This is a genomic window from Glutamicibacter sp. X7 (assembly GCF_054889245.1).
The window spans coordinates 412,272-439,196 of record NZ_CM142678.1; the positions used below are offsets into that span (position 1 = coordinate 412,272).

Here is a 26,925-nt window from a genome sequence, read left to right on the forward strand (position 1 = left end):
ATGGAACTTACTACCCTGTTTTTACCGGTGCGCCGGATCGAAGCCGACCCGGTCGTTGGCGAATACCAGACAGATCGCTGGCCGGGCACGCTGCCTCCGGTGCGTCAGCTGTTGCGCGATGGGTTGGATTTAGGGCCGGTGACCATCCTGACCGGGCAGAACGGAACCGGGAAATCCACGGTGCTCGAAGCGCTGGCGATGGCCTACGGGATGAATCCCGAGGGCGGTTCCACCGGGGCGATGCACGTGACCCGACCCTCCGAATCGCCGCTCCATGCGCAGCTCAAACTTATCCGTGGGGCCGCAGCTTCCCGCAAGGGCTTCTTCCTGCGCGCCGAGACCATGCACTCTTTCTATAGCTACCTCGAGGAAAGCCGATTCGACTCCAGTCTGCATGAACGCAGCCATGGCGAGTCCATTCTCGAGCTGGTGCAGGAGCGCCTGCCCACAGTTCGGGGCTTATGGCTATTCGACGAGCCGGAATCGGCGTTGTCTATGCACAGCTGTATCGAGCTCGTGCACCTCATGCAGCGGGCGATCCAAGACGGATCGCAGGTGGTGATATCCACTCACTCGCCGGTGCTGGCCGCCTTTCCCGGGGCCCAGATCTACCAATTGAGCGATGCCGGTTATGAACTGGTGGATTACGACCGATTGGAACTGGTCACCGGGTGGCGTAGCTTTTTGGCCGATCCGGCCGGGCATTTCAACGGCCGATGAGCATTACGCCGACGACGGAGATGAGCGTAACCAGTGCGGTGGCCAAGGTGCCGGCAATAAAGGGCTTGGCCCCCAAGGCGCGCCACGTGGCCAGCCGTACCTTGCAACCGAGGCCGAACATGGCCGCCGCCAGCAGCAGGGTCTGCGCCGTGCCCAGCGCGCCGCCCACTGCGGCGGGAATGGGCAGGAGCGATGCGAGCAGCATGGCCGCCAGGAACCCGAGTACGAATAGTGGTACCAGTGGCGGGCGCTTACCGCCGACGGGTTGCGGCTGGTGGCGCCACTGCAACAGGTTGAGGGTGAGCATCAGCGGGGCCATGAGGACCACGCGGGCCAATTTCATGATTACTGCGGTTGCTAGCGCCGTGCCGCCGAAGAATCCGCCGATCACCACGACCTGAGCGACCTCGTGCGTGGAGGCTCCGGCCAGCAATGCCACCGCGTGCGCGTCGAAGCCGACCAGCGCACCCACTGCGGGAACCACGGCGATCATCAGCGTGCCAAAGAGCACGACCAATCCCACCGCGAGGGAGACTTCTTCGTCTTTGGCTTGCACAACACTGCCGGCCCCGGCCACCGCGGCGGCTCCGCAGATGGAAAAACCCGAAGCGATGAGCAGGCTTTGAGCATGTCCCATGCCTAGCCAGCGGCACATCCCGTAGCTGCCAACTAGGCCCAGCACCACGATTGCTACCGCCAAGAGGATGGCTCCGCCGCCCAAGGCGAGGATATCGCCGAGCACCACTTTGAACCCCAATAGCACGATGCCTACGCGTAGGGCGGTGCGCGAGAGCCATTCCAATCCCGGCTCCCAGTAGCCGGGCAAGGTGAAGAGATTGCGGGCCAGTACGCCGCCGAGCATGGCTAATAGTGCGGGGGAGATCAGCGGTTGCCAACGTGCGGCCAACCAGCCCAGCACGGCCAGGGCGAATCCGGTACCGATCGGTGCCAGTAGTTCGCGCCGGGTCTGCCGTGGGCGCGGGGTTTGAAGAACGGGGGTGGTGCTCATGTTCTCCATGATGTCGCGTCTGCATCGCTCGCACCATTGCCAAAGGCGCAGCAACTCATATCAAAGCGATATGAATAGGAGCTTGATCACCGACGTAGGAAGTCGACCGAGGGGGTGGCTAATTGCGCGCCGTCCTCGGCGACGCTACGGCCGGAACGAGCCGCCTTGAAGGAGTGGTCCCCGCCCTCAACCCAGTGGACCACGGAGTTTTCGGGGAGTTGCGCCAAGGTCTGTGGCAGCAGCGACGACTGCGCGAAGGGGTCCTTGGTGCCCTGCAGGAACAGCATCGGGACCGATAGCTCGGGCAGATGCTCTGCACGGATTTTCTCGGGCGTTTTCGGCGCATGCCAGGGGTAGCCCAGAAATACTAGGGCGTCGGCGGATAAGCCTTCGGCCACCGCCAGGGACGCCATGCGCCCACCGTAGGACTTACCGGCCGCGACCAGTGGTCCGGCGAACCGCTCGCGGGCCCAACTCATCACCAAATGCCAGGTCGCAATGGCCTTTGGTGCGCGATCGGGGAATTTCTTGCCCGCATCCATGTACGGGAAGTTGAAGCTCAGAACCCGTACTCCCTGGCCGGCCATCGCCTGAGCGTAGCCGCGCATGAAGGGGTGGTCCTTACCTGCGCCCGAACCATGGGCGAGCACCATCGTGGCCCACGCGGTCTGCTCCGGATGATCGATCAGCGCACTGAGCGCCCCTTCGTCGAACTCGATGGTGGTTTCGGTAGCCATGCCCGTCCTCTCGTCACCTATCCTCAATGATATGAGTTCTCGCATAGATGTTATGGCCTTGCGTATCTTCGTGGCCATTGCCGACCTCGGGTCGATTGGTGCCGCCGCGGATCATGTAGGCATGGCCCAGCCCAACGCCAGTCGTGTGCTCGGCCGCTGGGAGAAGGAACATCGAGTTCGGCTCTTGGAACGATCCACGCACGGCACCCGACTGAGCGCCGAGGGGCAGATGCTTCTGCCCCGCGCCCGGGCCGCGGTGCTCGCCCTCGATAACGTGGCCGCCGAACTCGACGATATTTCTGGTTCCGGGCGTCAGCTGCTGGGCATTGGGGCAAGCCAGACCATCGCCGAGTACCTCATGCCGCGCTGGCTTGCGGCCTACCGGTCGGTGAAACCCGAGGTGCGGTTCGATGTGCGCATCGCTAACTCCAGCGAGCTTTTCGACACGGTGCTGGCCGGTTCCCTGCGTCTTGCCTTCGTTGAGTACCGGCAGATTCCCGAGGGATTAGAACACCGGCACGTTGGTTCCGACCGCTTTGTGTTGGTAGTTTCCGCCGATCACCCCTGGGCTCGGCGCGAAACGCTGGTCACCCAGCAAGAGCTGGCCAGTACGCCGCTGGTGGTGCGCGAGCCCGGTAGCGGTACCCGCCATGAGTTGGAGCTGTTGCTGGCCGGCTGGCAGGTTGAGGGTGAGTGGATCGAAGCATCGAGTAATGCCGCGGTGAAGGTGCACACGCTCTCCGGGGTAGCGCCGACCTTCATCTCCGAGCAAGCGGTGCGTAGCGAACTGGAAGCCGGCATGCTGGTGTCGGTGCCGTTGCGCCTGGGGTTACGCCCGCGAGCCTTCCACGCCGTGTGGCGGCGCGGGTTGAAGTTGCGCTCGGCGGAGATCGACTTCATCAACACCGCGGCGCACAGTTCGCTCGGTTCGGGGAGCTAGGCCAGTGGACGGTTGGAGTCCGCGCCGGTTTGCTCATCATGCCAGCGCAGGATCTTAGCTTCGTCGAGGCTCGGGGCCGGACCGAAGCGGGCCTCGCGGGTGGTGACGGCGAAGCCGGTGGCGCCCCTGCGGTAGTTCTCGACCCACAGCTCGAGTCGCCGCTGCGCCTCGGTGTCGGGCGCCGGCCAGATCACCGTGGGCGCGGAGAGCCCGATGCGCCACGGTTTGGGGCTCAGGCGGGCTCGGTAGCTGTGCTGTGAGCGGCAGAGTTTGGTGTAGAGCTCGTCGGACCCGAGCTCACGTAGTAGCTGTTCGGCCTCGGCGCTATCCGGCGCGGCCGAGGTGCCGGTGATGAAGACGCGGAACCCGGCGCGGGTGCGGTAACTGTGCACACCGAGCGTCGGGTGTGCGGCGGCGAAGGCCGCAATACGTTCACGGATGTGATCGGCCGGGTCTTCGGCGGTGGCCGTGCCGCGTCCGAAGAGCCGGGAGAACCAGCCAGGCTTCGGTGCGTTGGGCAGGTCGACATCGGCGATCAACACCGCGTCGGTATTGAGCACCGTGGCCCCGTAACGGTTGCGCGTGATCACCGCCAGTGGTTCCGGGCCATCGCCCAGGCTCTCGAGGCATGGTTCGCGAAGCGGTGCGGCCGGATAATACCAGCCTCGCTCGGCACCCGTTGGCCCACCACGGGCTGTCAATTCCTGAAGCCGGGTGCGGGCATGGCGTTGGGCCTGCTCGAGCGAGGTCTGCGACCAGCCCCACATCGTCAACCACCAGTGCTTGCCCTGGCGGTCGACAAACTCTTGCGACTGACGGGACCAATAGGCCGGAGGTGGTTTCATGGTCGCCTAATGAGCGTCGCTGAGGCAGAAGATCATGCCGAAGGGGTCGCGCAGTACGTCCCAGCCAAAGTCCTCGCTGGGTTGGTGCGAATCCACGCGGCTGGCCCCGGCATCGACGAAGGCCTGCACGCTCGCCTCGCGGCCGAGATTAGGGTCGGCCTCCAGATCGAGGTGAACCCGGGTTTCGTCGGCCACCTCGGTGACCTGCTGGAAGCCAAGCAGCGCCGGTAGCCCGGGAACCTGCAACATCATGAACCCCGGGTAGTCGCCGGCAACGGTGGCATTCAGGCGTTCCTTCCACCAGTGCGCAGCGCGGGAGTAGTCGGTCGAGTTCAAGGTGATCATGCCGATAAGGGTCATGGCATTAGCCTACGACGGCCCGAGCCCACCGGGTAGTGGGCTCGGGCCGTCGATTAGCGTGTCGGCTAGGCGTCGAAGTACGCCTCGGTGGGGCGTACCCCGCTGCTTGGCACGGCCTTGGTGACCTGCAGGTGATCATTGGCCACGCTGACCTGCACGGTATCCCCGGGCTGCAATTCGTTGCCGATGAGCAGATCGGCGATGCCGTCCTGCACCTCGCGTTGCACCAGTCGACGTAGCGGCCGGGCGCCGAACTCCGGATCGTAGCCCTTGGTCCCGAGCCAGGCAATGGCCTGATCGGTGGCGCTGAGCTTCAGGTCCTGTTCGGCCAGTCGCTGCCGCGTCTCGTCGAGCACGAGCGAGACGATCTGGGCGATCTCGGTTTCGCTGAGCTTGGTGAACAGCAGCACCTCGTCGAGTCGGTTCAGGAACTCGGGGCGCATGAATTCACGCACCTTGCCCATCACCTTGGCGCGTACCTGATCGTCACCGGCCGCCCCCTGGCTCGAGGTGAAGCCCAGCGCGCCGGAACGGCTGGCCAGGTACTCGCTACCGAGGTTGCTGGTCATCAGGATCAGCGTGTTGGAGAAGTCCACGGTCCGCCCGGCGGCGTCGGTGAGTCGGCCGTCGTCCAGTACCTGCAACAGCACGTTGAAGATGTCCGGATGCGCCTTTTCGATCTCGTCGAGCAGGATCACCGAGTAGGGGTTGCGGCGTACCTTTTCGGTCAGCTGCCCCGGCTCGTCGTGACCCACATATCCCGGAGGGGCACCGATCAGGCGTGCCACGGTGTGCTTCTCTGAGTATTCGCTCATGTCCACGCGCAGTAGTGCATCCGATGAGCCGAAGAGATTGCTCGCCAACGCCTTGGCCAGTTCCGTCTTACCCACGCCGGTGGGGCCGAGGAAGAGGAAGGACGCCAGCGGACGGTGCGCCGGGTTCAGCCCGGTGCGGGCACGGCGTACCGCGCGGGCCACCGCGGTGACCGCATCGGACTGGCCGATCACCCGTTCGTGCAGCTCCTGCTCCAAGTTTGCGAGTTTGCCCTTGTCGTCGGCGGTGATCTTGGCGACCGGAATGCCGGTGGAGCGCGCGATCACCTCGGCGATTTGGGCCTCGTCCACCACCCGGGTGACGCTGGCGTCCCCGTTGGCTTCGGCCGCCGAGACGCGCTCGGAGAGTTCGTTGGCGTGGTCGCGCCAGGCGCCGGCATCCTCGAAACGCTCCTCGGCGATGGCCCGGGCCTTCTCGCGTTCGCACTCGATAAGTTCCTGACGCAAGGCTTGAACATCCTGGGCGTCCCCGGCCGCGATGGAGCGCCGGGCGCCGGCAATGTCGAGCAGGTCAATGGCCTTATCCGGCAGCATCGCCTCGGTGAGGTACCGAGCCGAGAGGGAGACCGCCGCCTCGAGCGCCGCGGGGGTGTACTGCACCTGATGGTGGTCCTCGTAGGATTCGCGCAGGCCCTCGAGAATCTTCAGCGCGGTCGCCTGATCCGGTTCGGGGACGGTGACCTTACCGAAGCGCCGAGTCAGTGCGGAGTCCTTCTCGACCTTGCGGAACTCGTTGAGCGTGGTGGCGCCGATCAAGTGCAACTCACCGCGGGCGAGCCGTGGCTTGAGGATATTAGCGGCATCCATGGTCCCGGATTCGCCGGCCCCGGCGCCGACCAGCAGGTGCATTTCGTCGATGAACAAGATGACCTGTCCCTCGAAGTGGGCGACCTCATCCAGCAGGCCGGTCAGGCGCTGCTCGAAATCACCGCGGTAGCGGGTGCCGGCCAGCATTCCGGGCAGGTCCACCGAGATCAGAGATACGCCCTTGAGCTGTTCGGGTACCTCGTCGGCAACGATGGCGCGTGCCAGCCCGTCGACGATAGCGGTTTTGCCGACACCGGCCTCGCCGAGAAGCACCGGGTTGTTCTTGGTGCGTCGCGCAAGAATCTCGATGACCTGTTCGATCTGCGTTTCGCGGCCGATCACCGGGTCAATCTGCCCATCGGCGGCCAGCGCGGTCAGGTCGGTGCCGAAGCGCTCGAGCATGGACTGCTCGGGTTCTTCTTCCTGCTGATTCTCGGCAGTGGCGCGCTCGTGCTGCGCCATGGCCGCTTGCTGTAGCGCCTGAGCGGTGATTCCGTGTTGCGCCAGCAAGTTGCCGACCGGCGACTCGGGGGAGAACACGAAAGCGAGGAACAGGTGCTCCGGGTCGATGTAGGTCGACCCGTAGTTGCGGGCCACCTGGTACGCATCGAAGAGGGTACGCTGGGCCGCAGCCGACAGCCGGCTGGGCTTTTCGGCGCCTTCGACACGCTGCGGCATACGTTCGGCCGCGGCCTGTTCCAGGGCCTCGAGATCAATGCCCATGAGCTTCAGGTGCTGCCCCACCGGCTCGGTGTGTAGCAGAGCTAGGAGCAGGTGTAGTGCGTCAATTTCCTCGTGCCCGTTTTCGTGGGCGCCGGATGCCGCCTTGGAGACCACCTCGTGGGTACGCTGCGATAGCAGGCGAGTGATGTCGATGGGACGGGCGGCCTGAGCTCGCGAGGAGAGGAACCGCGACAGGAAATCCTCAAACGAGCCGTCGGATGAGGAACCGAAGAATGCTGGCAAGTGAGCCTCCTAAAACATGAGTGGTCTTTGCTCATGTTTAACGCATGAGGCGCGAATCTATTCCCGCCGGGTTCCGAAAGATTAACGATTGAGGTTAATCAGGCCGATCCGGGCCGCTTCGACCAGCACCTGAACCCGGTCACGCACATCGAGCTTCACGAAGATTTTGGCCATGTGCGTCTTGATCGTCGTTTCGGCGACCCCTAGTTTCCGGGAGATCTCGGGATTGTTCAGCCCCTCGGCGAGCAGATCCAGGATTTCGAGCTCGCGGGCAGTGAGCGCGAGCTCCTTGGCCAGGTGCTCTCGCTGACTGACCGGATTGTAGGCCTGCTTGACCGCGCCGATGAGGTCGTTGGATACCGAGGGGGAGATGGCCGCCGTGCCCTGATGGACCGAGATGACCGCGTCGACAATCTCATCGGGTTCGCTGTCCTTGACCAGATAGCCGCTGGCACCGGCCAGAAGCACCGGCACGAGGTAGTCGTCGGCCGAAAAGGCGGTTATTGCCAGCACTGCGGGGCTGTGCGGCAACTTCTTTATGTGTTCGGTCGCTGTAACACCATCCATGACGGGCATCTGTAAATCCATGATGACCACATCAATTTCATTTTTTTCACAAAACTCCAGCGCGTCTTTCCCGTTATTTAGAGAATTTACGAGTAAAATGCGCTCATCCGTTGATAGAATCGTGCCCAAGGCATGGCGGATCAGCGGCTCGTCGTCCACGATTAGTACTTTAATTTGGTTCATCGGTGTCCTCTGATGACTCGTATATTCCGGTCTAGACCGCGGTGTCTTGAAGTATATAAGTAATCAGGTTGGGGGATCGTGATGAAAGTTCGGAGTATGCTTGCGGCGCTTGCGCTGGCCGTGGCTCCGGTGGCGGTGCTGGCAGCACCTGCTTCCGCGGCTTATGGTGGTTCTGGCAGTGAGGTTTCACAGCCGGCCGGGTGGGGTGACGATTTCAGGGCGTGGATGTGCCGCACTTACGGCAAGTACTGTGACTAAAACGCCCACGGCATAGACAAGGCAGGTTACCCACACTGGACACTGAAAAAAGATCGCGTCTTCTCGCGGTAACCCGTTGGATCAGGTCACTGACCATCACAGGCCGTCAGGCAGTGATCTGGTCCGGCCTTGTCCTCATCGCGACCACCACGGTCTCCGAACTGATGACCCTGCTTGAATACGGCATCGGTGGTTCTTCGGTGGCGACGATCACCGGTTCGGTGGTCGGACTGATTATTTGCGTTGAGCTGCTTTTGGCTTTGCGCTGGCTGACGCTGTCGCTGGGCCTCTATTTGGCCACGCTCTACATAGGCCTCAGCCGGTTCGATAATCCGCTGATGGTGATCATCACCCTGTTGGTATTTATGGCGTTGGCCGCTAGTTCGACCAAGCCTCGAGTGCGCACCCTGTATCTGATCTTCAGTGCTCTCTGGGTGCCATATAGCGTTATCCGTGCCGGCGATGCCGCGTTCATTCTGGTGGTCTTGGTTCCCCTGGCCCTTGGAGCATATGTTGCCGCGCGCAGTGTTTTCCGCTTGAGCCAGCGAAATTCGGAGCATCAGCGACGCCTCAACGAGGCCCAGGAGCAGGCGGAGCAGGCGCTACGTGAGGAGCGCAAGAACATTGCGCGGGATTTGCACGATATTGTCGCGCACGACATCACCATTGTGGCCATGCAGTCGAAGGCCGCTAAATTCGCGCGCGATGAGCAGACCGCCCGCGATGCCTTGGACACGATTTCCAAGCTGAGTTCCGAGACCCTGCACGACCTGCGTCTCATGCTCAATGTGCTGCGCACGGACGGGACGATGAGCAACGGGCAGGGCGAGAAGAATGGTGCGCCGGCGGCCACCACCGTGCAGGTTGTCCACGGGGCCGAAGTCTTCAGCACGCGCCTGCGCGAAGCAGGGTTTGCGGTAACCTCCAGCGTGGATGAGGAAATCGCGCATCTGCCGCGGTCGGCGCAAACCGCGCTGTATCGAGTGATGCAGGAAGCGACGACGAACATCATCAAACATGCGATGCCGAGCTCCCCGGTGACCTTGAATCTATCCAAGAATGGGGCCGTTGCCGTCCTCGAGATGATCAACGTGCCCAATGCCGATGGAAAGCAGTCGAATTCGCTTCCCTACGGCGGTAGCGGGTTACTGGGAATGAAAGACAGGATGAACACCTTCGGTGGCAGTTTTACCACCTGTACCGCGGAAAACCGCTGGATTCTGCGCGCATCTATCCCTTTCTAGCCGCTACCCTCCTACTAAAGTATGATTTCGCATTTTTGCCGGACGCGATAGGTTAGTTATGTATCGGTGGAAAGCCGATCACAACCGGGAAGCCGATGATGTTTTGCGAGTGGCGTCATAGGTGCTCCGGGAGTGATTAAAGGTGTATTGCGCCGCCCTACGAACCGATCTTTCACGGATCAGTGCCCCCATCACTGATCCACGTTCGTAGGGGGTGCGATGCACCTTTTACGCGGCAATACGATAATTCGCCACAGTAATCGTGGCGAAAGATCAAGGCAGGGACACACACCTTCGGGTGAGTCCCTGCCTTTAGCCTTTTGAGGGTGAGTTCTACGCCTCGCCGGAAGGCTCGACGGTTTCGGCCGAGGCTAGCAGCTGATCCGAAACCTTCTCCAAGGCGCGTTCGAGCGCCGCACGCAGAACTTCTGGCACGACGATGCTCTCTTCGATCTGCACCATGCCCTCGCGCTCAAAAATACGCAGCAGAGTCTCGACCTGTGGAACCGATTCCTGGAGCAACGGAATCAGGTGGCGCTGTTCTTCGGGAAGATCTTCTGCGACCGGAACCTGCAGGGCGAACTCCGTGCGTGGCGGTCGGGTGGAGGCGGCGTTGGTGAGCACTCCGGCGACCATTTCCGCGACCTGTCGCTGTCCCTCGGTCCCCAGCGCGTTGAGCAGCACATGCGAGAAGATAACCTCGGCGATCAGTTCCTTAATCAGGCGGCTACCCGGTCCGGTACTGCCGAGCAGAGCTTCTCGCAGGGATTCGGTGGGAACCGCGTTGGGTGCCTCGTAGCGCAGCATTGCCGTGCCGATCAACGCATCCCACAGAGCCGCAAGGCGGGGGATCTGACGTAGTTGAGCCACAACGGTGCCGTCTGCTGGCTCCCATGGCTGGGTGGGTTCCTGCTCGGCATTGGCCTCAACGGTCACCGTCAAGCCCAAGGCTCCGGCGGCGTCGCTGAGCTCCTCGCCGTGCAGTACGCCCTGCGGATCGGTTCGCTGCCCTTCGCCCACCCAGCGGATCAGTTCGCGTGCGGCAAAGACAAAGGGCATCTGCTCGAGCGCCGCGTTGGCCTCCTCGTCCTCCATGAAAGGCACCACGATGGGGGAGTCGCCCGACATACGCGAGAGGAACTCGAAGGTCTCCTTGAAATCGTCCACCGAGCCACCGAAGTTCGCGCTGTTGCCGAGGAAGACCAAATAATGCTTGAGCAAGGCGGCGCCGGCCTGCGAGGCTTCGGAGCCCAGAGAAGCCAGGTGTCCGAGCTGCTCCCCGAGCACCTTCTCATCAAAGGTGGTCACGTCGACGCTCTTGCGCAGCTGAGCATGAACGGTCAGCAAGGTCGTCAGCCCCTCGAACGCCGCACGAGTTTCGCTGGTGGGCTGTCCTTCGCGCTGGAAATGTGCGAAAAGCTGCTGCTTAAAAGGCTGCAGGGCCTGACGTACTTCGGCCTCGAAGGGAGCCGTGCCAGTGGATGCGCTACGTGCTGGGTGTCCGGTGGAGGTGTTCTTCTTTTTCGGGGTCTTACGTGTGGCCATAATCGGCGAAAAGTCCTTCGAACGAGTGCGGGGTTTACTTCAAGTCTACGCAGGGCCATGGTGGGGCTGGCCATTCGGTGGCATGCGCACCCCATTGCCAAAGTTCGTGTGGCGCGCGAGAGTGAACTCATGCGTCCGTGTGGGGCGCGTCGGGCACACAAGGAGCGTGGAGCGTGGCGAGGGACGCTGGGCCGGAACATGTGGTGATCGTTGGTGCCGGGATCGTCGGGTTAAGTACCGCCTGGTATTTACAGCGTTATGGGGCCCGCGTCACCGTGGTGGACCGAGGTGCGGTGGCCGCCGGTTCCTCATGGGGTAATGCCGGTTGGCTGACCCCGGCGCTCACCCTGCCGTTGGCCGAGCCAGCAATTCTGCGCAACGGCTTGAAGATGATCCTCGACCCGGCCTCTGCCTTGTATATTCCGCCGCGACCTGACCTCGGGGTTCTGCGCTTTTTGCTTGGTTTTGGCTGGCATTGCACGCCCCGGCAGTGGGCGCGGGCCATGGCGGTCTTCTCGCATATTGGTGGCTCCGGGATGGAGGCCTACGCCGAGCTCAGCGAGGCAGACACGGCAGGGCCCGGTGTGAGTGAACCGACCCGCGCCGCGAGTCCGTTTCTGGCGGCCTTCCGCACCGAGGCCGACCGGGCGGTCCTTGCACGGGAGTTCGAGATGATCTCGCGTAGTGGCGGAGCGGTGGACTTCCGGTTGCTCGATGGGGCGCAATTGCGCGCCATGGAGCCGAGCTTATCCTCGCAGGTGCGCTGTGGTGTGGCTATTGAACACCAGCGCTTTATCAACCCGCCAAGGTTTCTGGCGGCGCTCGCCGACAGCGTGCGTGCCCGTGGAGGGCAGATCATCGAAGCCCTTCAGGTTACCGACGTGCGTGCCGGTACACGGCAGGTGAAGATCATCGGTAGCTCCGGCCGGGCGCTGACCGCCGACCGGGTGGTATTAGCTACCGGGGCCTGGCTAGGCGATCTGGCCCGCGACTTCGGCGTGCGGGTCAGGGTGCAGGCCGGGCGAGGTTACTCGTTCAGCGTGCAACCCGAACAGCTTCCGAGCCGTCCCATCTACTTCCCAGCGCAACGGGTGGCCTGCACGCCGTTGGGAGACCGCTTGCGCATCGCCGGGACGATGGAGTTCCGCGACGCGAACCATCGACTCGAACCGGCACGCATCGAGGCCATCGTCGCCGCGGTTGCACCGTTATATACCGGTATTGATTGGGAGGACCGGGCCGAGGAGTGGGTCGGCGCCCGTCCCTGCACCGCCGATGGGTTGCCGCTGGTGGGGCCGACGAACTCCGAGCGCGTGTTTGTGGCCGGCGGGCATGGCATGTGGGGAGTGGCCCTTGGCCCGCTCACCGGCAAGATGCTCGCGGCACAGATCGTCGGCGATGAACCGGTGCCGGAGTTAGCCGCGCACTTCAATCCGTTGCGTCGCGGGTTCTAAGCGACTGGCTGCGATCGTGGCTAGGGGTGGCGCACTCCCTGTCCGGCCAGCATGGCGCGGTAGCCCTCGCGGTAGCTGGGGAATTCCGGTTGCCAACCGCTCGCGTGTAGCCGGGCGTTGGAAATGCGGCGGTCACCGCCGCGCCGGTCGGTCGGCTCGGCGTTCTGCTCCGGCGGAAGAGGTACCCCCAGTTCTGCGGCGAGGAAGGTATAGACCTGCGTTAACTGAGCCGGCTCGTCGTCATTGACCATGTACAGGTCCTGCGGTGCATCCAGGGTGGCGACATGGGCTAGCGCGCTGGCCAGGTCATCGCGGTGAATGCGGTTGGTCCAGTGCGAGCCGGTGGGCAGCACGGCGGTGCCGCCTTGCACCAGGTCCAGTAGCCGGGTACGCCCGGGACCGTAGATCCCCGAGGCGCGCAGGATCGATACGGGAAGCCCGCTAGTGCGCAAGAGCTCTTCGGTATCCGCGAGCACCTGCGAGGTCTCACGGCTGGGGGCCAGCTCAGTGGATTCGTTGACCCACGCTCCGTCCGTGCCGCCGAGCACCGCCGAGGAGGAGACATACAGCAAGCGTCGCAGGCGCGGTGCCTGGGAGTTCAGTTGCGCGATCAGGCGCTGCGCCACCTGCAGGTAGCTACGCCGGTACCCTTCCGCGTTTCGGGCGGCCGGAACCGGCGTCAACACCACGATGTCGGTGGCCTCATCGATGCGCGGGTACTCGGCGGCCGCGGTGAGATCCACGCGTTCCCCGTGGAAACCGGTTGGGAGCTTCTCCGGGGTGCGCCGCCAGGCGGTGACCTGATGGCCGTCGGCGAGCCACCGCAGGCCGGCTTCGGTGGCTACATCTCCGCAGCCTACGAGCAGAATCTTCATGGCACCAACCTACCGCGAATAGCTGCCGACCCTTGCCTGCCCCGAGCGGTGGGAACTTGCTAGAATCACCCTGGGGTCGAATATGTGTTCTATTTAGGGGGTGGGGTGATGCAACAGGGGATGATTCCGGAACCCGAGGAGGCCGGGCATAGCCCGGTGGCAGCGGTGGCGGCCATGGGCTTTCCCTCACCGGCACGCGACTACTTCGATGGCGGATTGGACCTGAACCGCTTACTGGTACGCGACCGAGTTTCTACCTTCATACTGCGCGTCGAGGGCCAGGCCATGGTCTCGGCCGGGATCTTCGACGCGGACGAGATCATCGTGGACCGCTCGCTGCCGGTGAAAGATGGCAGTGTTGTGGTGCTCAGCCTCAACGGACAGATGCTGGTTCGGCGCTGGGTCGCACGCGCCGGTCGCACCGGTCTACTGTGCGATGAATCGCCGCTGCCGGTGTGGCTGGCCGAGCAGGATGATCTGGAGGTCTTCGGGGTGGTGACCCGCTGCCTGCACCATGTGCGGTAGCCAACACGTTGATGCACCCGGCACCGAAACGGAGGCTCACGCGCACGAGAGTGGACGCTGGGATGGCCAGCTTGATGCCCGTGGCACGGTGCATCAATAGGGTGTCAAGATTCCGGTTCAAGGCATTAAGCGGGCATTAAAAACCGGGCCGCTCGACGCGTGGTGGCGATGAACTGGAAGAGAACGGCCCCGCCGGTCGCCAACTCCAGCAGCATCCCGAAAGGTCGTCTTCGTGCCTTCCTACCAGCGGCCAAAGCCCCCGACGATACAGCGTCTGCCCTCGGCACCTCGCAAGCAAAATCGCTGGCAAATCGACAATCCGGTGCGGCTGGTCCCGGTGGGCTTTCTCGTGGCCGTGTTGCTGGGCGCCGGGCTGTTGATGTTACCGGTGGCACGGACCGGCCCCTCCGGTGCCGACCCGCTGACCGCGATTTTCACCGCCGTGTCCGCCGTATGCGTCACCGGGCTTATCACGGTGGATACCGCAACCTATTGGACACCCTTCGGGCAGTTGGTCATCCTCGGGCTGATTCAGATCGGTGGGTTTGGAATCATGACCCTGGGTACGCTGCTGGCCCTGCTGGTGCGGCGTAAGTTGGGATTGCGCGGGCAACTGATGGCAGCGACGGAAACCCGTTCGCTGAACCTCGGCGATGTGCGTCATGTGCTGTTGCTGGTTGCCAAAATTACCATCGGCATTGAGCTGGCCGTCGCGGTGGTCCTGTCTGTGCGGTTCTGGGCGACGGGGCACGACATCCCGCATGCCATCTATACCGGTGTCTTCCACGCCATCTCGGCCTTTAACAACGCGGGCTTTTCTACATACAGCGATAGCCTGATGGGCTTTGTGGACGACCCATGGATCATCATTCCGATCTGTGTGGCCATCGTCTGCGGCGGACTCGGCTTTCCCGTGATGATCGAGCTGCTGCGCCGCAATGAGGATCATCGAGGCTGGGCGTTACACACGCGTCTGACCGTATGGGGTACTGCGATCATGCTGGCGCTGGGTTTCCTCGCGTTGGCCAGCTTTGAATGGAACCGTAGCGAAACGCTGGGACATCTCTCGCCCGGCGGCAAAATACTTGGTGCGCTGGGACTGACGGTCTTTCCGCGTACCGCGGGCTTTAACAGCATTGACTACGCCGACGCGTCGTCCGAATCCCTTCTTGTCACCGACATGTTGATGTTCATCGGTGGCGGAAGCGCCGGTACCGCCGGTGGCATCAAGATCACCACCTTCTTGGTGCTGGCCTTCGCCCTGTGGAGCCAGATTCGCGGACATGAGCAGGTCACGCTGGGTAATCGGGCCATTGGCGAATCGGTCCAACGTCAGGCACTGAGCGTGGTCTTGCTCGGCATCGGTGCGGTGTTGGTCGGCATGATCGTGCTCCTGCGAGTAACCTCCCACACCGTCGAAGAGGTGCTCTTCGAATGTGTCTCGGCCTTCGCCACCGTCGGACTATCCATGGGGATCACCGGAGATCTGCCGCCTGCCGGACAATGGGTGATCATTCTGTTGATGTTCGGTGGACGCGTAGGAATGGTCACCGTGGCCACCGCTCTGGCGCTGCGCTCAAAGATGCTGATGTACCGGCTGCCCGAGGAACGACCGATCATTGGTTAGCGTCGCAACAGCCCGGGACCTGCCGCACCATATGATGCACTGGGGAGACAACTGCCAGCAGGAGGAGATGGCCGCGGTGGAACTAGGGATGAGCGATACGGGCGAACCACCCCGGACGGTACTTGCCGTCTCGGGGCGGTCGGAATCCAGCGGCCTGATCGAGCGGGCCCTGCGCGGCCTACCAGAGTCCGGCGAGCTCATGGCCGTGCACGTGCCGGAACCCGGTGCCGCGGAGCAAGAACGGGAGAACCTCATGCAGCTACGCGAGCGCATCGAAGCCGCCGGCGGTACCTGGCATACGGTGATCGGGCAGGACGTAGCCAGCGCATTGCTAGGCTTCGCCCGCAGCGCGCGAGCCGACCGCATCGTGGTGGGGCGCTCGCGTTCGACCCGCGGCATACGTCGTCGGGACCTGGCCGCGTGCCTCGCAAAGGCCGGTGCCGAAATGGATGTGATCATTCTGCCGCACGAAACCAGTACGGCTGCTCGGCGCAGGGTTCCGCGGCCGACCGGGCCGCACGGGGCACGATTGGCCTACGGATGGGGTCTAGCGGCCCTCGGGCCGGCCTTGCTGACCGCCATCTTCTTGAACACCGAAGGCTCCGGGCAGGAGCTGACCCTGAACTTTCTCTGCCAGCTCACCGTGGTCGTCTTCGTCGCCCTGCTCGGTGGCTGGTGGCCCGCCCTGGCCGCCGCGCTGACTAGCACCTTGCTGTTGAACTGGTTCTTCACCGCGCCCACCGGACAGTGGCATATCCACGAACCGCTCAATGTCGCTGCGCTGTGCCTGTTTTTGCTGGTCGCGGCCGGAGTCGCCCGCGTGGTTGCCATCGAGGGGCGGCGTACAGCCGAAGCCGGACGGGCCCGCCGGCAGGCCGACACACTCTTCGAACTCTCCGGCGGAGTGATCCGGGAGGGCATTAGCGTTCCCGCCCTGCTCGAATGGTTGCGCCGCTCGTTCGAGCTGAATGCCGTCAGCCTGGCAACCCGCGCGGACGACCCGGCAGCACGCCGGGTGTTGGCCAGCGCAGGGCAGCCGAAACCCAACCCTTTTGACTGTGACAGCACCGTGATTGTGGATGCCGAACATATGCTCCTGATCGACGGACTCACCCAAGATGCTTCCGATCAAGGAGTGATGGAGGCCTTTGCCGGTCGTGTCGCCACGGTGCTCCAGCATCAAGCGCTCGCCGATGCCCGGGTGCAGGCCCAAGAGCTCGAAGCTGGCAACGCCATGCGCACGGCCCTGCTCGCTGCCGTATCCCACGATTTGCGAACACCTTTGGCCGGTATCAAGGCTTCCGCCTCCAGCCTGAGACTGAGCGACGTGGTGCTCACCGAACAGGACAAGGCCGAACTGCTGGCCACCGTCGAGGAATCGGCCGATAAACTCAGCGAACGTATCGAGGACCTGCTGAGTATGAGCCGAATTCAGGCGGGACACCTCGTGGTGCATCGCGGCGCCCTTCAGATGGAAGATCTCGTGGCCTCGGCCCGTCGCGACCTCAGCGGACAATTGGGTGATACGCACCTAGATATCGAGATTCCTGCCGATTGTCCCGCCGTAAGCGGGGACTATGGACTTGCCGTGCGCGTCATCGCCAACCTTGTGGAGAACGGTGCCCGCCATGGTGGTGGCCAGCGCGTGGACCTGCGTGCCACATGGGACGAGCGGCAGGTGCACCTGCATGTTATCGATCATGGACCTGGCGTGCCCGAGCACGAGAAGGAGAACATTTTTCAACCCTTCCAACGCCGCGGCGACCGCAACGCCACCGCGGGTCTGGGTTTAGGACTGGCCGTGGCCCGGGGTCTTGCCGAAGGGATGGGCGGACGTGTCGAGGTCCAAGACACCAGCGGCGGCGGTGCCACCATGATTTTTAGCCTTCCCCTGACTGAGGAGATCTCGTGAATCCCAGCGTGCTCGTAGTAGAAGACGACGCACAGATCGCCCGTGCCCTATTGGTGAACCTGCGTGCCCGCGGTTACCGGACCTATCATGCTGCCGACGGAAGGCACGCTCTGCAGCTGGCCGCGGATGAGCATCCAGATCTCGTCCTGCTGGATCTAGGCCTGCCCGATCTCGATGGCTCCGAGGTTATCGAGGGGATCAGAGGCTGGTCCACCGTCCCGATCATCGTCGTGTCCGCTCGCCATGAATCGCATAGCAAGGTTGACGCCCTAGACCGCGGTGCCGATGATTTTGTTACCAAACCCTTCGCCATGGACGAACTGCTGGCACGACTGCGTGCCGCGTTGCGGCGCAACGCCCCAGAAACCGGCCATGCCGTGGTGGTCACCGGCGATCAACGCGTGCGCATCGACCTTTCGGCGCGTTCGGTGAGCGTGGATGGGGAATTGGTGCGCCTGACTAGGCTGGAATGGCGCCTGCTGGAGGCCTTAGCCCGCGCGCCGCACCGGCTGATCGGGCGCAGCGAACTACTGCGAACCGTGTGGGGTCCCGAATATGGAGAAGAATCGAACTACCTGCGGGTGTATATCTCGCAACTGCGCACCAAGCTCGAGGCAGATCCCGCGAATCCGGAATACATCCGAACCGAACTCGGCATGGGTTACCGCTTTACTCCCTAACTGCTCGTTGTGATTCGCCCGCGGGGTAGGAACGCAGCGGCAAATACCTACGTTAATGCCAGTTGCCAGATGCTATGGCTTCACATTTGGATGCTCGGAGCTTATGTGGCTGGGCGGACAATTTAGTCACCAAAGCGTGCTTCCCTGAAGAACGCAGGGCCCGGTGGTCGGCCCGGCTCGGTGCGATACCTAGGTCGGGAACCTGTCGGGTCTGGGGGCTACACTGGCCGAGGTAGTACGGCAGGAGGAGTCATCGTGAGTGCACAAAGCACGTCGGGCGCCGGTCATGTGGCGCTGGTGGACGTGAATAACTTCTATGTCTCCTGCGAACGTGCTTTCGACCCCACATTGCGGCGTCGCCCGGTAGTGGTGCTCTCGAACAACGACGGTTGCGTGGTTGCACGGTCGCAGGAGGCCAAGGCGTTGGGAATCACTACCGGTGAGCCCTTCTTCAAGGTCAGGCAGTTGATCGACAGCCATGGCTTAGCGGTTCGCTCGAGTAATTACGAACTGTACGGGGACATGTCCGCGCGGGTGATGGAACTGCTCGCCCGCTATGGAACCTGGCAAGAGGTGTACTCAATTGATGAGTCATTCGTCGGTCTAGGAGGAACGCTTGAGCAAGCGCACTCCACCGCGTCGGACATTCGCTCGGCCATTTGGAAAGGCATTGGGGTGCCGGTGTGCGTTGGCGTTGCCTCAACCAAGACGCTGGCAAAGTTCAGTAACCATATTGCCAAACACAATGATGAGCTGGGCGGGGTCTGCGTGCTCGACTTAATGGACCCAGCTGTGGTCGAACGAATTCAGCGGCATGTTCCAGCCACCGAAGTCTGGGGTGTCGGGCGTAAAACCGGCCAGAAACTCGCCGGTCTGGGCATCGAGAGCATCGCGCAGTTGCGGCAGGCAGATCCGCAGCTGATCGGCAAGAAATTCTCCGTGGTGCTCAAGCGTACGGTGCTGGAGTTGCGCGGGCAGCGTTGCATCGGTCCCATCGAAGAGCACGCCGACCGCGGGCAGGTGATGTTTACTCGATCATTCTCGTCACCCGTACGGAGCCGCGCCGAAATGGGCGAGGTCATGAGCATCTATGCGCAGAAGGCCGCCGCACGGCTGGCAGCCGAAGGCCGTTACGCCACACTTTTGACGGTGACCGCGGGAACTAGCCGTTTCGCTGGTGGACAAGGCTCTTTTCCGAGTGCTCAAATCCGACTAGGGCGCCCGACCCGCGACCCGATTTTCCTCACCCGTACCGCCGTTGCTGCGATGAATGAACTGATGGAGTCGGGCCGTGACTATGTGCGCGGCGGGGTGATCCTCTCCGGCCTCACCGACCAGCCCGGACCCGAGGAACTGGAACTGGGGCTCGAAGACACCGCGGGTGACCAAGAAGCCCAGGGAGAGTCCGTTGGCTCGGTGGTGCAACAAGTATCGGCGCGCTTTGGGGCTAAGGCCATCGGTCTTGGCGTGGCTGGCCTGGCGGCCGACCGGCAGTGGTCCATGAAGCGTGAACATATGTCTCCTCGCTACACCACAGAATGGGATGAACTGCTAACCGTCCACGCCTGAATAAACCGGCGCTCTGCCTGCCCGACGGGCGAGCGACGACTCACAGGGCACGGTGCAACAATGAGAGCATGAAGTCGCCTCTGCTCAAGCTGGTATCCCCGCTACTTGTCGGGTCATTGTTGCTAGTGGCCACCGGGTGCGGGCCTAGTGAAGGGCCGCAAGCAACGACGCCGACCGGGAGCAGCGGAGCGCCACAGAGCCCGACAGCCCCGTCGTCGACGGATCCCACGTCCGCTGAACCGTCGAGGTCGGCGACGTCCCCAGAGCCGACGGCACCTGTTCCATCGACCGAGCCCAGCACCGAAGCGCTACGTGCAGCACGGCTGGCCGCGCAGATGTCTTCCCGGGAACAAGCTGGCCAGCTGGTCGTGGCTGGTGTCGAAGCCACCGGTGCCACGAAGGCGACGTTGAAGTCACTGTCCAAGGCAGGGGTCGCGAATGTGTTCCTGCGTGGCCGGAGCAAACTGTCGGTGAAACAGACCGCGGCCGTGACCGGGCAATTACGTAGTGCGTTATCTGCCAATTCCCCTGAGGGTTTGGACGCCTGGGTGGCCACGGATCAAGAGGGAGGCTACGTCCGGGTGCTTCAGGGTAGCGGGTTTAGCGACTTGCCGACCGCGGTGACCCAGGCGAAATGGTCTACACAGCGGCTAGATAGCACGTGGCGCAGCGTAGCCAAGGAACTGCAGAAAGCCGGTGTGAACGTCAATCTCGCCCCGGTTGCCGATGTTGTTGACCCCGCGTTGGGTCGTGCCAACGCACCCATTGGGTACTTTTCGCGGAACTATGGTTCCAGCCTTGAGAGCGTGACCGAGTCGATTCGGACGGTTAATCAGGCGCTATCCGGGCAGGGTGTACAGCCGGTCGTCAAACACTTCCCGGGTCTTGGAAATGTTCGGGGGAACACCGACACCACCGCGTCGGTGACCGACACGGCCACCAGCGGTGACAGTGAGTCGCTGCGGCCCTTCGTACAGGCCATTGAGCAAGGGCAGGCATGGGTGATGGTCGCCAATGCTCGCTATACGCGGATCGACAAGAAAAATGATGCACCGTTCTCCCGGGCGCTCATCCAGGGCCTACTGCGTGAGAAGCTCGGATACGACGGGGTGGTGATCTCCGATGATCTGTGTGAAGCGAAACAGGTTGCCTCGGTGCCGGTCGGGGAACGCGCTGTACGGTTCATTGATGCCGGTGGCACCCTGCCGTTGTGTGTCGATGCGGATAAATCCCGGACCATGATCAACGCGCTGGCCAAGCAGGCCGATACCGATGATCAGTTCGCGCAGCGGCTGGAACATGCGGTTACGGTCGCGCTGACCGCAAAGCTGGAAAAGGGCAAAGAATAACCCGCCCGGACCAGCACGTACTCGCAACGCACTGACCCGAGCGGGTCGTTTCTTTCAGTTACCCCAAGGGGAGCCGTAGGTTACTTACCCTTGGTCACCCGGAGTACCTGAGCCTTTTCATCCGTGCCATTGTGCAGGTGCAGCAGCAGCGCGTCGGAGGCCACCGAGGTGTCCGCGACGGTCACCGGAATGTTGGTGCCCTTCAGGTCGGTAAACACGGCGCCGGAGCCTCCGAAGTCCACCTGCGGCTCTGCGGTGTTGAAATCGATCCAGTCGGTGGTGTCGACCGGGACGAGCCCGCCTTCAGGGTCGGTGTGGTACCAGGTGTAGGACATCACGCGGTAGGAGATGTCACCGGAGTGCCCGTCCAGACCCAGCGCTGCCAGCGATACCGGAAGGATCGCGGTGTTGGTGTCGAAGGTGTTGGTATCAACATCGCCCAGTACGCCGTTGACCGGCTGCAGGTCGACCTGTTCACCGGTGGCCAGATCGTAGGTGGCCACTAGGTCAAGGTCGATGTCCGAGAGGGTGGTGGTGAAGGAGACGAAGTCGGCCTTGCCATCCTTATCCACGTCGATTTCGACATCCAGTTCGGTGGCACCGGCGAGGTGGGCCCAGTTTTCCCAGGTGGCCACGCCGATGTTCAGGGTTCCTTCGTCCACGCCGGTGCGTGGCTGGGTCGAAGAAGCACCTACATACTTCAGATCCATGGCGCGCGCCACCGGGATGCTATCGAGCATGTCATCACCGCGTGGGCTGGAGGCGCCCAATTCGAATGCACCGAGCAGCGAGGTGACGCTGGTGGCCTCGGAGCCAACCTGAATGTCCTTGCCCTTTAGCGACAGGGTGGTGCTGTTCGACCCCTTCTTTAGCTTCTTGAGCTTGCCGGACATGTCGGCGGTCAGCTTCGGGGCAGCCTGCACCGGAACGCGAAGCGTCGGGGCCGAGTCGCTGGTCAGCTGTACACGGCCGGTTACATCGGCCAGCCACGCACGGGCGATACCCGACTGTGCAGCCTCCATGGTCGGATCCATGGTCTTCTCCCACTTGCTCGGGTCGACCGTCAAGGTAACCTGAAGCTTCGCCTCGCCACCGGCCGGAACCGTCACGCTCTGGCGATCCAGAGTGATCGAAGCGCCAGGAATCTGCGTTGCCGAAAGGTACTCGGCGTCGTAGCTCTGCTCTTCGTCGGAGGTGTTCACCACGGTGATCTCACGAGTAGCGGTGAACGCCTTCTTGCCACTGAGCTCGGTCACACCGAACACGACGGAGGTCAGATCCGGAGCTTCCGAATCGAACGCATACACCGGCGAGTTAATGGCGGCGGCGGCCATGACACGACCCGAGCCGACCCGGTTCGGGCCGAAGACCTCACCGTTATCGGCAATAACATCGGCAGCCGCGGTGTTCATGATCAGGCTCTTGGCCTGCTCAGGAGTGTAGTCGCTACCCTGCAGAACCAGGGCGGCTACACCCGCGACCATGGGGGTTGCCATCGAGGTACCGGACATGACGGCCGGCCCGTTACCGGTACCCACGCCGGCCGAGCCGATCTGCGTACCCGGTGCGGCCACGTCGGGCTTTACGACACCATTGCTGCCGTGGACACCACGGGAGGATGACGAGTTCAGCGCGTCCTTGGCGCCTGAATCGCCCGAGACGGCGCCGACAAGTTCCGGATCGAGAGTGACCTGCAAGGTGCCGGCCTCGGCAGCTGGGCGGAGCTTGTTGGAGTTATCCAAGGTCAGCTGTGCACCAGGGATCGTGGCGTTACCAGCAATACCGGAGCTGAACAGGTTGGTCTCGGAATCCAGAATCACACCGGTTGCGCCGGCGGCCTCAGCGTTGTTGAAGCGACCCATCGAGCCACAGGGGAATTCGCCGTTTTCGCTCCAGGTCAGCCAGACCCACTTGCCGTCAAGGGAGCCGGGCTCGAATGGTTCACAGCCAAAAGCGTTGTCGCTTGGAGCCATGACCACGGCTCCCGAAAGCTGGGCGGGGTCGGCGTTGGTGACATTGAAGTTCGCGGTGTACTGACCGGCGACCTTACCTGCCAGGTCAGCCGGTGCGTTGACCTCAATACCATCCAAGGTGACCTGCGAACCCACCGAGTTTGCCACGGTCAGCGAACTACGGGAGTTACCGGGGGAGCCGCCCACATCCGTAACGTCGCTGGCGTTACCCGAGGCGACCACCGAGAGGATGCCGGCCTTGGTCAGCTCGTCGACGATGTCATTTTCGGGATCTTCGGTGGGGGAGTGATCCGAACCGAGGGACATGTTCACGACATCGGCACGGTCGGAGAAGTCGCCATCACCGTTCGGGTCAAGTACGTAGTCCAGTGCCTGGCCCACCACGGAGGAGGAGCCGCCGCAACCGAAGACACGGATGCCGATCAGCTGGGCCTGCGGAGCCGTACCCGGGCCGATCTTCATGTCAGCAACGGATTCTGCATCGAGCCCGGAGTAGTCGCCGGTGAAGGTGCTACCGTCGGCATTCACACCGTAACCGGCGGCGGTGCCTGCAACATGTGAACCGTGACCGGCCGCTTGGCAATCCAAGGGATTCGGGTCTGGGTGCGGCACCGGCTGGTAATCGTCGGCGTCGGGGTCGGCGTTGTAGTCGTCGCCGACGAGGTCCCACCCACCGATGAACTTATTCGCATCACGTAGTCCGGAGTCTGCACTGGGCAGTTCCGTGGATGCCTGGGCTTCCTTGTAGGCCTCGAGGGTGCCGGGGCCACCGAAGTCTGCATGGGTGTAGTCGATGCCCGTGTCGAGCACGGCGATCTTGACGCCTTCACCGGTCTTGTCGAGTTCGGTCCAGCTCTTCAAGGCTTCGGTGTCGATCACGCCGCCGCGGTTGGACGGTTTCTTCGGCACGATCGCGCTGATCTTCTTCACATCGGAGCGGCTGGCCAAGGCGCGCAGATCATCCGCGTCACCGGTCAGCGCAACACCCTGCACCGTGTTGTGCGTGGTGTAGAGGACCTTGGACTTTGCCTTCGTGGCGAGTTCCTTACTCTTGCCCTTGACCTTGGCACGAATGTTCTTGACCTTGGCGGTGTCCTTGGACTTCCCGCTCTTCTTCACGCTCTCGAAGGCACCGTCTCCTTCGAGCTGTACGAAGACCGAGACTTCTCCGCTGGCTTTAGCCAACGGGGCAGAGACCTTGCGTTCGGATAGTGACTGGGGCGTGGAAATCGGCAGTGATGCTGCGTTCTGTCCCTCCGAGGGCCGCGGGACGTCCGCAGCAATGGCGGGTGCGGCCATGGTGACGGCCAACGCCAACGCGCTGGTGGCCCCCAGGATGCGGCGCGGCAATCTTTGATTGCGCTCAGTGACCATGATGCTCCTAGCTCAAGCTGGATGGCGGAGGACGACCGAGCCTGCAGGGACACGGTGAATCACGGCGCGGCGCGAGCTGACGACGATGATCCGGGGTGGGCGTCCGCTGGCGCCCGCTCCCTAGTTATGAAATCTTAGGTGAGCCGGCCCACATATCAAGGGGTTGTTGAATAAAAAATCCGGCAGGCTAGAAGCCTGCCGGATTTTTTTCATATTTCTTCCCCCGGAGCTGAGGGGGAACCCTGCCCGCCGGGGCAATGAAACGTGCAGTGAACTTTCAGATTCGAAAGCGTCTTTATTACTTCACAGTAGATTCACCGAGGACCCGTCGGATGAAAGCATCTACCCGTACTGGGAGCTCGGCTATCCGCTGGGCGACAACGAGCATCGGATCGGGGTTGATGGGGTCCTTGGGCGGTGCCACGCGCACATTGGCGGAGCACTGAAATTCACTGCAGATCATCGTGCCCAGCGTGTCACCCTCGCGCCCGGCCTGGCCAGCGCGGCGGGTGGAAAAGAGTACGACGGGGCAGGGCAGGGTCACGTCGCGGCACATCTCGCACATTGCCACACTGCCGGGGCGGCGCGTGGCGTTGCTCGTGCGCATCAGCAATCCGCGAGTGGTGCCCTGAGCGTCGGTGAATAGCAGATAACCGCGTTGCGGCATCTTGGGATCACGCCAACCGAGGTAATCGATGTTCTCCCAGTCGATCTCATTGAAGTTTTCGGGGAGATTGAGCTTCTTTGCCTCTTGGCGGCTGGCGTTGATGAATGACGAACGGATGGTTTTTTCGGACAGTGGCTGCATGAGCTGGCTCCTGATTTAGGGCGCGAAAAGGGAAGGAAAATTCATCGAGAGATATCCCCGGGCGCGAGCCAATCTATGCTTTGCGGAGCACAACGCCGCAGACGCCGCGATATGCGGAGCCTGATTTCTAGCGTGTAACCCCGTCCGCCACGGAGACGAACGGGCAGAGGTTCAAGCAGGCCATTGCGGCCACCTCACTTTCCCGCGCTCATCCATGCGCTCATAGCTTCTGTCGTACGTGGCGGCACCGGTGGTGCCTAGGGAAATTATCGTAGCAAATGAGTCGCGGCCATCGGGCGTATGGTGAGGAAAAATACAGCATGCATGTACTTAGCGTGAGTTGCGGCTGTGTGGGACTCAATGGGCCTTAGCGGGATGAAGGAGGATGTGGAGGCGCTGCAATGCGCCAGCTCTTCTTCAAAGCTTCATAGATAATGTACTTTAGTCATGCACGGCACCGAGCGGGTCACAGCAAGCAAGGCGACGACTAACTGCTCACGGACTGGTGTTGAGTTTTTCCGCCTCTGGGCATGTACGGATATGGGCCAAGCTCATGCGCAATGCCAAGCGGTTGGGGGTGAGCGTGTGGCGACAGATCAAGACGAACGAGGAATGATGCCGGTGGACTTCGTACGAACATATGGGTGGTTATTGCCGACCGCTATTTTCGGAACGCTGGCGTTCGTGACGTCGATCAACCCTTGGGTGCTTGGAGCCTTTGCCGCGGTGAGTATCGCGATGATTCATTTCTGCGCAATGAAAATACAGCGCAGACGCCAAGCCCAGCAATAAAGTCGACTGAGTTGTCGCTGGCCTATCTGGTAACTGAGACCGCACCGCGCCTCGCGCGTGGCCCGGGCCCAGTGCCAGCACTCGACGTCCACTAGGGTGAGGGCCGAGTGCTGGCGGAATGGGGTCGTGCTAGTTGCGGCGTCCACCCTGCCACAGCGCGTCGAACGGGGTCTGTCCGGCGACCCGGTTTCGGATGCCCTCGGTCACGAAGGCCTTGGCGGTGCGGGCGGCCTCCAGGGGAGCTGCGCCCTTGGCCAGTTCGGCGGTGATTGCGGCTGCCAAGGAGCAACCGGCTCCCGAGACCGCCAGGTCGCCAATCTTCTTTTCGCGTAGAACCTCCAGGGTTTCGCCATCGAAGAAGACGTCGATGGCGTCTTCTCCCTCGATGCGGACTCCACCCTTGGCGAGCACGGCCGCACCCGAGACCTCGTGGATCTTCTTGGCGGCGGCGATCAGTTCGGCTTCGTTCGTGATGCTCAGGCCAGAGAGCTGCTCGGCTTCGAAATGGTTGGGAGTGACAAAGGTGGCCTGGGGTAGCAACTGGGACTTCAAGGCCTGATCAGTGTCCAATGCGTGCCCCGGCTCCTGACCTTTGCAGATGAGTACCGGGTCCAGCACGATGTTCTTCCATGACTGAGACTTCAGCGCGGTTGCCACCGTATCGATCGTGGCCGGAGAGCCCATCATGCCCAGTTTCACGGTGTCGAGGCTGCCGGAGTAGCAGGTCTGAATGGCTTCCAGCTGGTCGGCGATGACCTGTGGTTCCACCGGGACGAAACGGTGATTCCAGTTATCCTTCGGATCAAAGGACACGATGCAGGTCAGCGCGACCATGCCGTAGGTGTTGAGCTCCTGAAAGGTCTTCAGGTCTGCCTGTGCTCCGGCGCCACCGGTAGCTTCCGAGCCGGCAATAGTCAGGGTGAACGCTGGGCGTGGGGCGGTGATATTTTCAGTCATTGTTCCAATAATCGTT

At 62.6% G+C, this 26,925-nt stretch carries 22 protein-coding genes; 11 read left to right on the top strand and 11 right to left on the bottom strand.

Going from position 1 to position 26,925, the window contains the following annotated elements; genetic code table 11:
* A complete protein-coding gene (locus ACYU0X_RS02065) occupies positions 1-720 on the top strand; it encodes an AAA family ATPase (protein ID WP_461901980.1) in 720 nt (239 codons plus the stop codon).
* On the opposite strand, the gene ACYU0X_RS02070 is transcribed toward ACYU0X_RS02065, so the two are convergent.
* Together ACYU0X_RS02070 and ACYU0X_RS02075 are read right to left on the bottom strand one after the other, a co-directional pair.
* On the bottom strand, positions 707-1,729 hold the full coding sequence (locus ACYU0X_RS02070; protein ID WP_461901981.1) for a YeiH family protein: 1,023 nt from the start codon (positions 1,727-1,729) through the stop codon (positions 707-709). The two genes, ACYU0X_RS02065 and ACYU0X_RS02070, sit on opposite strands and share 14 nt — an antisense overlap.
* 86 nt (positions 1,730-1,815) lie before the next feature.
* Complete coding sequence (locus ACYU0X_RS02075; RefSeq protein WP_461901982.1) at positions 1,816-2,466, bottom strand: alpha/beta hydrolase family protein; 651 nt, start codon at positions 2,464-2,466, stop codon at positions 1,816-1,818.
* A gap of 31 nt (positions 2,467-2,497) precedes the next feature.
* On the opposite strand from ACYU0X_RS02075, the gene ACYU0X_RS02080 reads away from it, so the two are divergent.
* The gene (locus ACYU0X_RS02080; protein ID WP_461901983.1) at positions 2,498-3,406 is read left to right on the top strand and encodes a LysR family transcriptional regulator; all 909 of its coding nucleotides are present in this window, start codon (positions 2,498-2,500) and stop codon (positions 3,404-3,406) included.
* Here the strand turns inward: ACYU0X_RS02080 and ACYU0X_RS02085 are convergent.
* From ACYU0X_RS02085 to ACYU0X_RS02100, 4 genes are all read right to left on the bottom strand, one after another.
* Positions 3,403-4,251, bottom strand: a complete 849-nt coding sequence (locus tag ACYU0X_RS02085) for a hypothetical protein (RefSeq protein ID WP_461901984.1) — start codon at positions 4,249-4,251, stop codon at positions 3,403-3,405. The two genes, ACYU0X_RS02080 and ACYU0X_RS02085, sit on opposite strands and share 4 nt — an antisense overlap.
* A 6-nt stretch (positions 4,252-4,257) precedes the next feature.
* On the bottom strand, positions 4,258-4,611 hold the full coding sequence (locus tag ACYU0X_RS02090) for a VOC family protein (protein ID WP_461901985.1): 354 nt from the start codon (positions 4,609-4,611) through the stop codon (positions 4,258-4,260).
* Positions 4,612-4,676: 65 nt separating this feature from the next.
* Entirely contained in the window at positions 4,677-7,217 is a 2,541-nt protein-coding gene (locus ACYU0X_RS02095) for an ATP-dependent Clp protease ATP-binding subunit (RefSeq protein ID WP_461901986.1), read from the bottom strand.
* An 81-nt stretch (positions 7,218-7,298) separates the two neighbouring features.
* Entirely contained in the window at positions 7,299-7,967 is a 669-nt protein-coding gene (locus ACYU0X_RS02100) for a response regulator (protein ID WP_461901987.1), read from the bottom strand.
* A 371-nt stretch (positions 7,968-8,338) separates the two neighbouring features.
* On the opposite strand from ACYU0X_RS02100, the gene ACYU0X_RS02105 reads away from it, so the two are divergent.
* Positions 8,339-9,469 (top strand): sensor histidine kinase, encoded by a 1,131-nt coding sequence (locus ACYU0X_RS02105; RefSeq protein WP_461901988.1) that lies wholly within the window; start codon positions 8,339-8,341, stop codon positions 9,467-9,469.
* Positions 9,470-9,802: 333 nt separating this feature from the next.
* Here the strand turns inward: ACYU0X_RS02105 and ACYU0X_RS02110 are convergent, their stop codons facing one another.
* Entirely contained in the window at positions 9,803-11,014 is a 1,212-nt protein-coding gene (locus ACYU0X_RS02110; protein ID WP_461901989.1) for a hypothetical protein, read from the bottom strand.
* A gap of 173 nt (positions 11,015-11,187) precedes the next feature.
* Between ACYU0X_RS02110 and ACYU0X_RS02115 the strand changes: the two genes are divergently transcribed.
* Entirely contained in the window at positions 11,188-12,468 is a 1,281-nt protein-coding gene (locus ACYU0X_RS02115) for an NAD(P)/FAD-dependent oxidoreductase (RefSeq protein WP_461901990.1), read from the top strand.
* A 20-nt stretch (positions 12,469-12,488) separates the two neighbouring features.
* On the opposite strand, the gene ACYU0X_RS02120 is transcribed toward ACYU0X_RS02115, so the two are convergent.
* The gene (locus ACYU0X_RS02120) at positions 12,489-13,343 is read right to left on the bottom strand and encodes an SDR family oxidoreductase (protein WP_461901991.1); all 855 of its coding nucleotides are present in this window, start codon (positions 13,341-13,343) and stop codon (positions 12,489-12,491) included.
* A 108-nt stretch (positions 13,344-13,451) separates the two neighbouring features.
* On the opposite strand from ACYU0X_RS02120, the gene ACYU0X_RS02125 reads away from it, so the two are divergent.
* The 6 genes from ACYU0X_RS02125 to ACYU0X_RS02150 all read left to right on the top strand — a co-directional run bounded on the left by ACYU0X_RS02125 (position 13,452) and on the right by ACYU0X_RS02150 (position 21,005).
* The gene (locus tag ACYU0X_RS02125; RefSeq protein WP_461902771.1) at positions 13,452-13,868 is read left to right on the top strand and encodes a LexA family protein; all 417 of its coding nucleotides are present in this window, start codon (positions 13,452-13,454) and stop codon (positions 13,866-13,868) included.
* A 232-nt stretch (positions 13,869-14,100) separates the two neighbouring features.
* On the top strand, positions 14,101-15,495 hold the full coding sequence (locus ACYU0X_RS02130) for a TrkH family potassium uptake protein (protein WP_461901992.1): 1,395 nt from the start codon (positions 14,101-14,103) through the stop codon (positions 15,493-15,495).
* The gene (locus ACYU0X_RS02135; protein WP_461901993.1) at positions 15,488-17,407 is read left to right on the top strand and encodes an ATP-binding protein; all 1,920 of its coding nucleotides are present in this window, start codon (positions 15,488-15,490) and stop codon (positions 17,405-17,407) included. Before ACYU0X_RS02130 ends, ACYU0X_RS02135 begins: the two co-directional genes overlap by 8 nt.
* The gene (locus tag ACYU0X_RS02140) at positions 17,404-18,087 is read left to right on the top strand and encodes a response regulator (protein ID WP_459275103.1); all 684 of its coding nucleotides are present in this window, start codon (positions 17,404-17,406) and stop codon (positions 18,085-18,087) included. Before ACYU0X_RS02135 ends, ACYU0X_RS02140 begins: the two co-directional genes overlap by 4 nt.
* A 255-nt stretch (positions 18,088-18,342) precedes the next feature.
* Positions 18,343-19,656, top strand: coding sequence for a Y-family DNA polymerase (locus ACYU0X_RS02145; RefSeq protein ID WP_461901995.1), 1,314 nt, complete (start codon positions 18,343-18,345; stop codon positions 19,654-19,656).
* A 68-nt stretch (positions 19,657-19,724) separates the two neighbouring features.
* Entirely contained in the window at positions 19,725-21,005 is a 1,281-nt protein-coding gene (locus tag ACYU0X_RS02150) for a glycoside hydrolase family 3 N-terminal domain-containing protein (protein WP_461901996.1), read from the top strand.
* A gap of 80 nt (positions 21,006-21,085) precedes the next feature.
* Here ACYU0X_RS02150 and ACYU0X_RS02155 read toward each other — a convergent pair whose 3' ends face one another.
* Together ACYU0X_RS02155 and ACYU0X_RS02160 are read right to left on the bottom strand one after the other, a co-directional pair.
* A complete protein-coding gene (locus ACYU0X_RS02155) occupies positions 21,086-24,352 on the bottom strand; it encodes a S8 family serine peptidase (protein ID WP_461901997.1) in 3,267 nt (1,088 codons plus the stop codon).
* A 298-nt stretch (positions 24,353-24,650) separates the two neighbouring features.
* The gene (locus ACYU0X_RS02160; RefSeq protein WP_461901998.1) at positions 24,651-25,160 is read right to left on the bottom strand and encodes an FBP domain-containing protein; all 510 of its coding nucleotides are present in this window, start codon (positions 25,158-25,160) and stop codon (positions 24,651-24,653) included.
* A gap of 447 nt (positions 25,161-25,607) precedes the next feature.
* Between ACYU0X_RS02160 and ACYU0X_RS02165 the strand changes: the two genes are divergently transcribed.
* Positions 25,608-25,952, top strand: a complete 345-nt coding sequence (locus tag ACYU0X_RS02165) for a hypothetical protein (protein WP_461901999.1) — start codon at positions 25,608-25,610, stop codon at positions 25,950-25,952.
* A 129-nt stretch (positions 25,953-26,081) separates the two neighbouring features.
* Here ACYU0X_RS02165 and thiD read toward each other — a convergent pair whose 3' ends face one another.
* A complete protein-coding gene (thiD, locus tag ACYU0X_RS02170; protein ID WP_309408989.1) occupies positions 26,082-26,909 on the bottom strand; it encodes a bifunctional hydroxymethylpyrimidine kinase/phosphomethylpyrimidine kinase in 828 nt (275 codons plus the stop codon).
* Positions 26,910-26,925 lie beyond the last annotated feature (16 nt).